Source organism: Aeromonas lacus (assembly GCF_000764665.1).
GTDB lineage: Bacteria > Pseudomonadota > Gammaproteobacteria > Enterobacterales > Aeromonadaceae > Aeromonas > Aeromonas lacus.
This window is the reverse complement of the sequence record NZ_JRGM01000127.1, coordinates 1-10,387: the sequence shown is the minus strand read 5'-3', so window position 1 is coordinate 10,387 and position 10,387 is coordinate 1. Positions and strand designations below refer to the sequence as shown.

The window sequence follows — 10,387 nt, the reverse complement described above, 5'->3', positions numbered from 1 at the left end:
CTTTTCCACTACTCATTTTCACCACCAATAAATGCTGTTATGGTTCCAGAGTTTTTTATTAAACCTGTATATGCAGATCCGGAACGTCCAGAAGCTAATATTTTTCCAGCACTATCTTCGAGTAAGAATCCAACATCTGATGAGAAGGTTATTTTTCTATCAAACAAGAGATTTTGAAGCAGAGAGCTAACCTCTGGAGGAGTGATATCTCCAACGATAACGGTTCCTGACCCTATGATCACCCCACCACAGTCAACTGCGCCACCTGTTATAGCTAGTGGTTTACCGTTTACAAGTACTGTTGATGAGCCTGAAGCAATTTTGCGAGGATGCGGTGGATGATTTGGTTTATCGTGGGGGGCCAATGGGTCACCAACTCGGGCCGCAGGGATCCCATCTATGAACACATCGGGCGATCCAGCAGTGATGGCCGTGGGATGAAAGCCATCATGATCTGTCCCAATATCACCTACTTTGGCGGCATTCTTACTCAAAACAACAGCTCCTTGTTATCACTGATAGTGCTAAAAAGGATACTTTATCATCAATGTGCCAATCGAGACCACAAACAAACATCCGGAGAAAAATCTGAAAATCTGGGACTACCGCCTTTCTGACATGCCCCGCGCCATGGAGAAGCTCTACATCTGTTATGCCGAGAGTCGCCGCATATACGGTCGCGAGATGTTCCACAAGCCGAGCCGCTTTATCCGTGAAATGCCCGCCGAGGGCCATTCCCGTTATCTCAAATCGGCCATTGCCCTCCAACGCCCCGCTGACAGCCAAACGGGAGCGTGTGGCTTGCCGCCTGTCGACATAAGACAAAACGATGGCATTTTCGCAAAAACTATAAATTAAATTTATACCAACCGTTTTGGCAGCCACTCAGGGCATCAGGCTGCCATCACAGGCACCAACAAGGGGTTGGCCGATCTGAATTGCAGCTGTGCGTTGCTTTAACCACTCCGCCAGCCAAGGCATACTGCCCCGTCACCAGATGGGAGTCATTAATGTCTAAGTGGATACCGACACTGCGCCGGATGGGGCGCTGGTTTTTGCGAAAAACGGCGCTGGCGCTGCTGACCAGCCTGCTGTTTATGATCTCGTTCACCCTGTTTCAATACGCATCCTGGTGGCCTGCATTGGCCGAGGGTACGCCCGTCCAATGGAGTGGCTTATCCCCCAGTCATACCTTGGCAGAGCTGACCCCGGCCATGCTGGAGTTCAGCGCCTTACTCGCGTGTGTTTACTTACCCCTGTTTTTGCTGATACCCCGCCCGTTGTTGCTGCCGCTCTTTGCCGGGCTCTGGTTGTGGCAGACCTATGACATCGCCTTTATGACGGCAACCGCTTCGACCTGGCTGCCACACGAGATCATCTGGAGCTTTATCCTGCCCCACACCCATTGGCTGCTGCTCACGCTGCTGTCGCCTCTGCTGCTGATCCGCCATGCAGGCAGGTGGCTATTTGCGGCGACTCCAGCCAGTCAGAAATGAGCCACCTTGCTGGCAGGCCGTAATCTTTCGATGACGCTTCGCTGATCGCATCGGCTCGATGGCTCAAACCAACTTGAGGCGATGCAATATCAGGGTGGGCAATAGAGGAAGGAAACTCAGAAACCCGGCCGTCAGGCGCGGCGGCCGGGTGAATTGTAAAGAGTAGGGTGACAGGGAAAGGGATCAGCCTAGTCTAATCAACTCGATGGGGGCGTAGTGCTCCCCGGAGTTTGCCAGCAGCACGCACTTCTCGTGCTCCGCCTGATAGGGAGTCATGTTGTCGGTATGAGCCTCTTTCAGGAAATCGACGGCGCCGGTGGCGGCAATCATGACGCGCTGACCCTGGTTCAGCACATTTCGGTTCCGGTCATAGATCTTCATTACACTCTCCTTTTCTTGTACCCGGGTGGGTGCTCCGGGCAGCGGGATCAGCCTACGCCTCTGAAAAAAGGTGATTTATGTCACAGATCAAAAAAGGGGCAGAGAGGGACTCGCGAGGTGAAAAAGCGAGCATGGCCAGCGGCTGTCGCGCGCAATGGCTCTGCCCTGCTCTTTTTGTCGCCACGGGCTCGAACCCGGCAGCGGTTGGGGTATATTGGTGGCCGATTAGCCAGTCTCATTCACCGTGGCCACGCAAGCAGGCCGCTGTTTCAACAAGATGGAGAGTGCTCATGAATCGCGATATCACCGCCCAGTTCATCAAGATGCTGACCAATCTGGATCACTGTCTGGCCAAGGCCGAGGCCCACGCCGCGGCGAAGCAGTTCAACGTGGATAACTTCTTCGGCGATCGGCTGATCGTCGATATGCTGCCCTTCAGCAAGCAGGTGCTGATCTGCTGCGATTCGGCCCGTACCGTGGTGGCCACCGCCAGCCACAGCGAGCTGCCGGCCATGGGCGATGAGCCCAAGACCATCGCCGATCTGCGCGCCCATATCGGCAAGACCATCAGCTATCTGCAAGGCAAGCTGGACGCGGACTACAGCCAGTATGCCAGCGGTCGCTACGTACCTCACTGGGCGGGTGGCAAGGGGATGGATGGCCATACCTGCGTCCATGAGTACGGCATTCCCAACTTCTACTTCCACCTCACCATGGCCTACGCCCTGCTGCGCCGGGCCGGGATCGATCTCGGCAAACGCGACTATCTGGGCGGGCTCAACATGCAATAAGGTGCCCCGACCAGAATGACGAGAGCCTGCCATCTGGCAGGCTCTTTTTGTTGCAAGCGGCTGGCGAGCGAGGCGAATGCCCTGCCCGCCACCGGCCATTAGCCGGGGATATCCGGCTCCACCAGAGCCACCAGCTGGGCCAGCGACTCCTGCCAGCCGAGATAGCACATCTCCAGCGGAATGGCGGCGGGGATCCCCTCCTGCACCACCGCCAGCTCGGTACCGCAGCTCACCGCGGTCAGGATGATGGAGACATGGATCACCCCGGCGAGGCCGGGCTCATCGAAACGATCGGTGTAGCGAATCCGCTCGCCCGGCACCAGTTCGAGGTATTCGCCGCCGAAGGCTTGGCTATGGCCGCTGGCAAAGTTGGTGAAGGACATCCGGAACGAGCCGCCAACCCGGGCATCCAGATGCTCCACCTGACAGGTAAAACCGTGGGGCGGCAGCCATTTGGCCAGCGCCTGCGCCTCGGTAAAGGCCCGATAGACCCGCATCGGCGGCGCCTTGATGACGCGATGAAGTCGTACTGTTCCTGTTGTCATGTTCACCTCCTTGCTGGATTGAGTCCCAAAGGATAGTCGTCAGCGCGAAAAGCCACCCCATCGGGCGGCCCTCACTCTGCGTTAGAAGGGGCCGTTGCTCTCGCGCAGCTTGTCGGGCAGGCCGTCGTGATCGCCCAGCTCACGCGCGGGCACGTCGTCCCAGTGCAGCTTGCCGAGGGTGATGTTGCGCTCGGGATGAACAGCGTAATGGATGCGGTTGTCCTCCCGATCGGTATCGCCGATGCAGAGCAGACGGACGATCTCGTCGGTGTTGTTGATAAAGGCATGGGACAGCCCGTCACCGGCCTTGAAGCCGACCGAGTCGCCCGGTTGCAGCCGATAGAGCACGCCGTCGAGCCAGACATCGGGGGAGCCCTCCAGCACGTGGACGAACTCGTCCTCGGTCTTTTCGGCGTGGGGCCAGCTGGTGCGGTGGCCGGGCTCGACAATCTCGTGGTGGATGCCGATGCGGCTGAAGCCAAAGTGTTTGCCGAGGGCGCAGCCGCGGGACAGGGGCTCCTGACTGCCGGAGTAGTAGCGAGGCTCCTGCTCTTGCAGCTCGCTCCAGTGTTTGATGCAGGGGTGGCGGTTCATAGTGGTTCCTTATGCTATGAGGGGCAGTTAAAAAGGGCCGTTGCGCTCGCGCAGCCGATCAGGCAGACCATCGTGATCACCCAGCTCGCGCTCGGGCACATCGTCCCAGTGGCGTGCGCCGATCTGACGGTTGTACTCGGGGTGCAGGGCATAGTGGATGCGGTTGTCGGCGCGATCCCGATCACCTACGCAGAGCAGTCGCACCGGCTCATCGGTATTGTTGATAAAGGTGTGGGCCAGCCCGTTACCGGCCTTGAAACCGACCGAGTCACCCGGCTGCAACCGATAGAGCACACCATCCAGCCAGACATCGGGCGTCCCTTCCAGTACGTGGACGAACTCGTCCTCGGTCTTTTCGGCGTGGGGCCAGCTGGTGCGGTGGCCGGGCGCAACCAGCTCGTGGTGAATACCGATACGGCTAAAACCAAAGTGCCTGCCCAGCGCGCTGCCGAGGGACATTCGCTCCTGACTGCCGGGATAACATCCCGGCTCTGCTTCTTGCAGCTCGCGCCAGTGCTTGATGCCGGGGTGACGGTTCATAGTGGTTCCTTCTGCTATGAGGAGACGGTCACGGGAAGGGTCATCCTAACTGCCAAAATAGCGGGGAGAAAAGCAGAAATCGGCAGCCCGTATCGCAGCAGATGGCGAAAAGGCGGACTCGGCAACGGGCTGATCGCCCTGCTGGCAAGGGCTGCGAGCCGTGGCGGCGGCCCGCCATCGAACCAAAAAAAGAGGGAGCCGATGGCTCCCCTCTCTTGATACCGCAGACGCTTACTTGCCGATATTGTCGGCCAGCTGTTTGGCGCGGCTGGCTGCCCACAGGTCGATCATCTTCTCCATCTCCTCGGCGGTGATGGGGGCATCCTTGTGGGTGGTGTCCGGACTCTCGCGGGCATCCATCACCCGCACCAGCAGCTTGCCGCTCTGGGAGTCGAGCAGCTGGGCCATACTGCCCACCTTGAGCAGGTAGGGCTCCTTGCCGATCATTTCGCGGGTGACGTTGATGGCGATCTTGGCCGGCATCAGGTCACGCAGTTTCGGGTCAGGACGGGTCAGGTCGAAGTTGGTGACGGCGGCCTGGATCCGCATTACTCCCGGGCCGGGGGCGGTGGCAATCTTGAGACCGTTACGGATCAGCTCGCTCTGGAACTTGTCGTGGTAGTAGCGGCCAATCTGGTTCTGTTCGTTGGCAGTCAGCAGGTACCACTGGCCATTCTCCTGCCGGATAAACTGGAGCGGATCGAGCAGCACCTGATTGTACTGGCGCAGATCAACACCGGGCTCCTTGTAGACACGCTGGCTGGGGTTGCTCTCGTTCTGCTGGAAGGCAGTCAGCGGAATCGCCTGCAAGCTGTGGGAGACCTGATTCTTTACGGCGCAGCCGCCCAGAAGGGCCGCCGCCATGGCAACCATCACGACCTTTTTCATATTTGCTCCTGCATTGACCGATTGTTTTTGCTGTGGATTTTGCTCCACACGGCGGGCGATCCCGTGCTGGTTGCCTCCGATTCACCCAGAGAAATACCCTATTTCCCCCCCTTCTCACAAGCGACATATGCCGAATGTTCAGGTGCCATCCAAGTTGTCATACGGAACGGGGAAAAATGCCCGCCAGCGGGCAGACGACAAACACAATCGGTGCAGGGAGATGGGGGACGAATCCCCCGCATTCTGTCTGTCAGGCGATGAGCTCGGCGCCCATGCTGGCCAGAATGGAAAGGCTCACCGTCGCAAACAGCACGCCGGTGACCAGATTGAGTGGCCGCTGCACCCGTTGCAGCAGCTGCTGGGCTCGGGAGGTGGAGAGGCTCCAGGCCAGCATGCCGAACCAGCAGACCGAGATAATGAAAAGTTCGGCCACCAGCAGGCTGCGGGCTACCCCATCCACCTCTGGCGACACCATGGCCGCCAGCATGCCGATAAAGAACACCAGCGCCTTGGGGTTGAGCAGGTTGGTGGCGATACCGGCGCGCACGCCCTTGCCCCAACCGCGCAGCTCGTTGGCTGCACTCTGCATTACGGTACTGGTCTGCTGGCGGGCTGCCATTAGGGCACCCCAGCCAAGCCAGCCCAGATATAGGGCACCGCCGCACTTGATCACCATAAACAGCATGGGGTTGTTGGCGATCAGCATGCTGATGCCGGTCAGGCTGAGGGTGGCGTGCACCATGATGGCGAGCGAGATGCCGAGCGCCGCGCCAAGGGCGGTCGGCCGGTGCAGGCTGGTGCGCAGGATCAGGGCAAAATCGGGGCCGGGGCTGGCCAGCCCAATCAGGTGCATAAGGCCAAGGGTAAGGAAAAGACTGGTCAGCATAGCAACTCTCAAAAAAGTGATATGCCGCCAGCATGGCGGATCAGCGGGGCGTCCGGCTTGTAAAAGATTGCATCTGGGCGCGAAAATCGGCGGGAGTCAGGCCAAAAGCCTGGCGAAAACCGTGGTGGAAGTGGCTCTGGTCGAAGAAACCGACCGCCAGCGCCACCTCGCTCACCGCCATCCCGCTCGCCAGCAGCCGCTTGCCCTGCTCCAGCCGCAGCCGCTTGAGCCAGGCGTAGGGCGTCATGCCGCTGCGCTTCTTGAACTGGCGCAGGAAGGCGAAGCGATCGAGACCGACCAGCCCGGCCAGCTCCTCCAGCGAGTGAGGCTCGTCGAGCCGGGCCAGCAGATAGTCGCGCAGATAGCGCAGCTGGGGATCGGCCAGCTGGTGTACTTCGGGCGCCAGTTGCAACAACTCCCCGAGCAGGGCGAGCAGCTGCCCCTCGATCAGCAGGCCATCAGCCTGCGGGTTGTCGAGATAGCTGTGCAGCTGGGCAAAGCCCTGATAGAGGTCGGGTCGGCTCTGCAACCCCTTGTCGAAGAAAGGCTCCGGCTGATCGGGCAGCCAGAGGGAGAGCTGCTGCGGATCGATGGCGAAGACCCGAACTTCGTACCCTTCCGGTAGCAGGCTGAGGCCGTCGTGCACCTCGTCCGGGTTGACGGTCGACAGCTCGCCACGCACCAGGGTGTGGCTGTTTCCCTTGTGGATAAACTTCTGGCCACCCCGCTGCACCAGTCCGATATGGTAGTCGAGATGGACATGGCGGCCATAGCTGAACGCCCGATGATGGGAGTGTGACAGCTCGACCCCCGGCAGGAGCGGAGATTGCCAGTAGCGGATAAGGGAATCAGTGGTACTCATGGGCTATAGATACACCGCAAGCAAGCTGGAGAGCTTGTAGATTATTGCATTCCGGCCGGGCGGTTGCAGCAGCTCAGCGCCCCCACAGCCGCGGAGTCGACTCCACCAGCGAGGCGAGCGGCACCCGCTCCACCACCTGGCGCATGCGTTGCGCCAGCTCGGGGTTAGCATCCCCCAGCGACTTGGTCAGCACGATATGCACCTCCAGCGGAGTGACCGGCAGGTAGATCAGGCGGGTCGCCGCTGAGAGCTTGGCGCGAAAATGGTTGGCGGAAATATCGTTGGAGAAGAGCGCAGCATCAATCCGCCCGCGCAGCAGCTTCTGCATGTTGCCATGCTCCCAGCTGAGCTGGGAAAGGGTGTCGATATGGATCTGCGGATGCTGCAACAGCGGCGGCACGATCGCCTGACTCGACCAGCCGATGGTGGTGCCGTAGAGATCCTCCTGCCGCTCAATCGAACGCAGTCGCGATGGCACCAGTACCACCAGCACCGGCCGCAGCAGCAATAGATGCGGGTCGACATAGTGGAAATGACGGGCCCGCTCCGGCGTGTAGCTCAGCAGCGGGGTCAGATCGCACTCGCCGCTCTCGAGGTTGCTGAGCAATCGCGCCACATTGAGCCCCTGCCACTCGATGGTGCGACCGATCACGGGTTCGATGTGGCGGCGAAAGTAGTCGATCACTGGCCCGGAGACCTTGCCCTGCTGATCGATGGTGACCAGTGGCGCCAGCTGGAAGACACATCCCCGCAGTGGCGCATTGACCGCCACGGCCTGGCTGATGGTCATAAAAGGAAGTAGAAGTGCCGATAGCAGTAATAACAAACGCATACCCGAACGAGAGATGCCCATAAGTGCCGACCCGATGCTCTGATAGCCATCAGCATGGCACAACGTAAAGGGGCGGGCTATCTGCTCCCCCCGTTCTGCGGCCCCTTTTGCCCCCTACTCCCATGACCATCGACCACCCGTGTTATTGCGGTGAAAATCAATAATGCCGCTGCTTTGATGGATTTTGGGGTCTTGAGATATAGTGCTGCCCCATTGATCAAACCAGCGGGTGATCGCCCCGCCGGACAGGTAGATTCATGAGACTGTTTTTGCTGTTGTTGTCGTTGTTCGCTACGACCGTAAGCTCTGATGAAAAGCCGCGCCTGCCCTATTACGACTGGGGTCGCTGCCCGTTTGAAGGTTGTACCTATCAGGCGTGGACGACTAAGAAAGAAGTGATCGTCAGAGCCGAGCCATCCCTGACTGCCAAAGAGCTATTCCGGCTGCCCCGCGGCCAGCAGGTGGAAGGGCTGACCGGGGTCGTCATTACCAAACAACCGGGGATCGTCGAAATACTCAGACCGGTCAAACTGGGCTACAGCAAGGAGGGGAAAGGGCCGCTGTTGAATATGAAGGCAGGGGAGAAACTTTATATCCTCGGCTGTCTGGGCGAAGGCGATGGCCTGTTCTGGTACAAAGGCAAGACCTACATCCTCGATTACGACTATGCGCGCAAAGAGATCAGATACGGTCCGTCACCGCAGAACCAGTGGTGGGTAAAAATTCGAGACAAGCAAGGGCGTGAGGGTTGGGTTGCAGAAGCCAAAAACTTCGCCCATATGGACCGTTTCGAATAGTGACAGCCAGCCCCCAAGATCGGAAGGCTGGCTGTTGATGACTCACTGCCCGGGTTGCAGCTTCATCTCCTGCAGATACTCCTGCACCTGCAGCTTGTAGTCCGCCTGATAGGAGAACTTGGTGCTGTCGCATGCTGCAATCAGGTTCACTGCGGTGCAGAACAGGGTGGCCGCCAGCAGCCCCTTGCCAACCCACTGCGGATAACGGCGGCTCCAGCGCACCAGCAGCAGCAGGATCGGGAACAGGGCGTAGGGGAAGATCAGCATCAGGTGCCAGTAGTTAAAGATGATGGGCGACAGGGCCGCACTCACCAGCACCGCCAGCACCGCCGCCAGCGCATAGAGACCGAGCCAGCTCTCGCCATCCACTGGCGCACGATCGCTGCGCAGCAGACGCGGTTTTAGTTCACGCCACAGCTGCCAGTTGGCCTTGGCCGCCAGCAGCACAGTCGCCGAGCCTACCCCATAAATCACGATCCGCCACAGCCAGATCGCCGCCAGCTGCAGATATTCGTGCCCCGCCAGCCAGATAAACTGGGTATCGTTGACCAGCTTGCTGGCAAACAGCCAGGAGCCGTAGCGCAGCCAGTAGAGCACTGATTTCAACACCGGATAGACATGCACCAGACCCCAGCCGATATAGCGCTGACGCGCCTCGGGATCCACATTCTGGGTGATGTGGCTATTGCTCATCACTTCCATGGCGTAAGGGATCAGGGATGCACCGATCAACAGGGCAGCCACCACCACTCCGCTCCAGCTCACCTTGAGAATGCGGCGCCAGAAGAGGTAGGTGGACATCACCGCCAGTAGCGGCCAGGAGTAGTGCAACTGCATCGCCATGCCGATGGCCAACAGGTGAACAATCATGTGCCAGAAGGAGGCCCGCTCGCGCATATGCCAGGCCGACCAGCAGTGCATGGCCGAGAAGAGGAACAGATAGGAGGGGTTGTAGAGCAGGCTTTCGTACTGGAACCAGGGGTTGAGCCAGCAGAGCACCAGAAACAGCAGACGCACCCTGTCATCAAACACCTGGCGGATCACCGCATCAAACAGCAGGAAACCGACCAACCGCATCGCCAGCAGCAGCAGCATGGGCGCATAGGGAGAATCCCACAGCAGCAGCGGCCCACCGATCAGCCATGCCGACAAGCTGCCCGGCACATTGCCCACCGCACTCGCCGCATTGCCATAGCTGAGCCAGACCCCCTCGTAGGCCCCAAGGTAGCCCTTGTAGAGCATTTGAAGTTGATCGCCAGATATCTGTTGATTCAGGAAAAACATGACGGATGTCATCAACCCGATAAAAAATAAAATGCACCAGAAGCTCCATCTAGAGTCTGAATTCATTCAGCCCCCCCTTCTTTTTCAAAATTTGTGTAACTACAAACCTAGCGTTGTACATTAACGACCGTAGACCATAAATAAAACGGTATACTTCTTTTCTTATTCTAGCAATGGTACTGCGCTTCCCTTTCTTTCTCTCTGCATATCCAATCACAGAGGGAATATCAGTCTGCAAAACCAATGGGGGCTCGACACCAATATTGTTTACACCATGAATGAAATCATAATCCATATAATCATCTACCGGCCACCACCAGTGGACTGAGTGAGCAATAAGCCTAGAAGATGCCTCAGGCGAAATTACATATGCGTGAGTGCAACTCGGCCCGCGCATATATTTCACCAATCTTCTATCTAAACCAGTAAATATTTTTCCACTCAATGTAAACCAAGGCATACCAAACAATTTCTTTGGTGTTCCTCTACCT

14 protein-coding genes and 1 pseudogene are annotated in these 10,387 nt (G+C 58.4%); 4 read left to right on the top strand and 11 right to left on the bottom strand.

Translation table 11 applies throughout. The annotated features are described in order from the left end of the window. Nucleotides 1–221 precede the first annotated feature (221 nt). Nucleotides 222–494 (bottom strand): annotated as a pseudogene (locus tag LG31_RS21835) (type VI secretion system PAAR protein); the annotation flags it as partial. 55 nt (nucleotides 495–549) lie between these two features. Between LG31_RS21835 and LG31_RS21375 the strand changes: the two are divergent. Both LG31_RS21375 and LG31_RS0108005 read left to right on the top strand, forming a co-directional pair. After that, nucleotides 550–858 carry a hypothetical protein gene (locus LG31_RS21375; RefSeq protein WP_033113960.1) on the top strand — a complete coding sequence of 103 codons (309 nt, stop codon included), beginning with the start codon at nucleotides 550–552 and terminating at the stop codon, nucleotides 856–858. A 182-nt stretch (nucleotides 859–1,040) separates the two neighbouring features. Beyond that, entirely contained in the window at nucleotides 1,041–1,496 is a 456-nt protein-coding gene (locus LG31_RS0108005) for a hypothetical protein (RefSeq protein ID WP_033113959.1), read from the top strand. A 183-nt stretch (nucleotides 1,497–1,679) separates the two neighbouring features. Here LG31_RS0108005 and ydfZ read toward each other — a convergent pair whose 3' ends face one another. Then, entirely contained in the window at nucleotides 1,680–1,877 is a 198-nt protein-coding gene (ydfZ, locus tag LG31_RS0108000; protein WP_033113958.1) for a putative selenium delivery protein YdfZ, read from the bottom strand. Nucleotides 1,878–2,167: 290 nt separating this feature from the next. Between ydfZ and LG31_RS0107995 the strand changes: the two genes are divergently transcribed. Further along, nucleotides 2,168–2,668, top strand: a complete 501-nt coding sequence (locus tag LG31_RS0107995; RefSeq protein ID WP_033113957.1) for a DUF1993 domain-containing protein — start codon at nucleotides 2,168–2,170, stop codon at nucleotides 2,666–2,668. 98 nt (nucleotides 2,669–2,766) lie between these two features. On the opposite strand, the gene LG31_RS0107990 is transcribed toward LG31_RS0107995, so the two are convergent. From LG31_RS0107990 to LG31_RS0107960, 7 genes are all read right to left on the bottom strand, one after another. Further along, complete coding sequence (locus LG31_RS0107990) at nucleotides 2,767–3,213, bottom strand: SRPBCC family protein (protein ID WP_033113956.1); 447 nt, start codon at nucleotides 3,211–3,213, stop codon at nucleotides 2,767–2,769. An 81-nt stretch (nucleotides 3,214–3,294) separates the two neighbouring features. Further along, a complete protein-coding gene (locus LG31_RS0107985) occupies nucleotides 3,295–3,807 on the bottom strand; it encodes a cupin domain-containing protein (RefSeq protein WP_033113955.1) in 513 nt (170 codons plus the stop codon). 27 nt (nucleotides 3,808–3,834) lie between these two features. Continuing rightward, nucleotides 3,835–4,347 (bottom strand): cupin domain-containing protein, encoded by a 513-nt coding sequence (locus LG31_RS0107980; RefSeq protein ID WP_033113954.1) that lies wholly within the window; start codon nucleotides 4,345–4,347, stop codon nucleotides 3,835–3,837. 231 nt (nucleotides 4,348–4,578) lie between these two features. Beyond that, nucleotides 4,579–5,235, bottom strand: coding sequence for a DUF3313 domain-containing protein (locus LG31_RS0107975; RefSeq protein ID WP_033113953.1), 657 nt, complete (start codon nucleotides 5,233–5,235; stop codon nucleotides 4,579–4,581). A 250-nt stretch (nucleotides 5,236–5,485) separates the two neighbouring features. Further along, a complete protein-coding gene (locus LG31_RS0107970) occupies nucleotides 5,486–6,121 on the bottom strand; it encodes a LysE family translocator (protein ID WP_033113952.1) in 636 nt (211 codons plus the stop codon). 40 nt (nucleotides 6,122–6,161) lie between these two features. Beyond that, nucleotides 6,162–6,983, bottom strand: coding sequence for an AraC family transcriptional regulator (locus LG31_RS0107965; RefSeq protein WP_033113951.1), 822 nt, complete (start codon nucleotides 6,981–6,983; stop codon nucleotides 6,162–6,164). Nucleotides 6,984–7,056: 73 nt separating this feature from the next. Beyond that, a complete protein-coding gene (locus tag LG31_RS0107960; RefSeq protein WP_033113950.1) occupies nucleotides 7,057–7,773 on the bottom strand; it encodes a substrate-binding periplasmic protein in 717 nt (238 codons plus the stop codon). A 299-nt stretch (nucleotides 7,774–8,072) separates the two neighbouring features. Between LG31_RS0107960 and LG31_RS0107955 the strand changes: the two genes are divergently transcribed. Next, nucleotides 8,073–8,612, top strand: coding sequence for a hypothetical protein (locus tag LG31_RS0107955; protein ID WP_033113949.1), 540 nt, complete (start codon nucleotides 8,073–8,075; stop codon nucleotides 8,610–8,612). A 42-nt stretch (nucleotides 8,613–8,654) separates the two neighbouring features. On the opposite strand, the gene LG31_RS0107950 is transcribed toward LG31_RS0107955, so the two are convergent. Continuing rightward, complete coding sequence (locus LG31_RS0107950; RefSeq protein ID WP_033113961.1) at nucleotides 8,655–9,854, bottom strand: hypothetical protein; 1,200 nt, start codon at nucleotides 9,852–9,854, stop codon at nucleotides 8,655–8,657. Between the two features lie 91 nt (nucleotides 9,855–9,945). Then, nucleotides 9,946–10,387, bottom strand: a 442-nt coding sequence (locus LG31_RS21650; protein ID WP_238567505.1) for a glycosyltransferase family 25 protein, incomplete at its 5' end; no start/stop codon positions are given.

What these genes read in the sequence shown, in the direction of transcription:
- LG31_RS0108005 (WP_033113959.1), top strand. Translation starts at nt 1,041, where the DNA reads ATGGGGCGCTGGTTTTTGCGAAAAACGGCGCTGGCGCTGCTGACCAGC.
- ydfZ (WP_033113958.1), bottom strand. Translation starts at nt 1,877, where the DNA reads ATGAAGATCTATGACCGGAACCGAAATGTGCTGAACCAGGGTCAGCGC.
- LG31_RS0107995 (WP_033113957.1), top strand. Translation starts at nt 2,168, where the DNA reads ATGAATCGCGATATCACCGCCCAGTTCATCAAGATGCTGACCAATCTG.
- LG31_RS0107990 (WP_033113956.1), bottom strand. Translation starts at nt 3,213, where the DNA reads ATGACAACAGGAACAGTACGACTTCATCGCGTCATCAAGGCGCCGCCG.
- LG31_RS0107985 (WP_033113955.1), bottom strand. Translation starts at nt 3,807, where the DNA reads ATGAACCGCCACCCCTGCATCAAACACTGGAGCGAGCTGCAAGAGCAG.
- LG31_RS0107980 (WP_033113954.1), bottom strand. Translation starts at nt 4,347, where the DNA reads ATGAACCGTCACCCCGGCATCAAGCACTGGCGCGAGCTGCAAGAAGCA.
- LG31_RS0107975 (WP_033113953.1), bottom strand. Translation starts at nt 5,235, where the DNA reads ATGAAAAAGGTCGTGATGGTTGCCATGGCGGCGGCCCTTCTGGGCGGC.
- LG31_RS0107970 (WP_033113952.1), bottom strand. Translation starts at nt 6,121, where the DNA reads ATGCTGACCAGTCTTTTCCTTACCCTTGGCCTTATGCACCTGATTGGG.
- LG31_RS0107965 (WP_033113951.1), bottom strand. Translation starts at nt 6,983, where the DNA reads ATGAGTACCACTGATTCCCTTATCCGCTACTGGCAATCTCCGCTCCTG.
- LG31_RS0107960 (WP_033113950.1), bottom strand. Translation starts at nt 7,773, where the DNA reads ATGACCATCAGCCAGGCCGTGGCGGTCAATGCGCCACTGCGGGGATGT.
- LG31_RS0107955 (WP_033113949.1), top strand. Translation starts at nt 8,073, where the DNA reads ATGAGACTGTTTTTGCTGTTGTTGTCGTTGTTCGCTACGACCGTAAGC.
- LG31_RS0107950 (WP_033113961.1), bottom strand. Translation starts at nt 9,854, where the DNA reads ATGCTCTACAAGGGCTACCTTGGGGCCTACGAGGGGGTCTGGCTCAGC.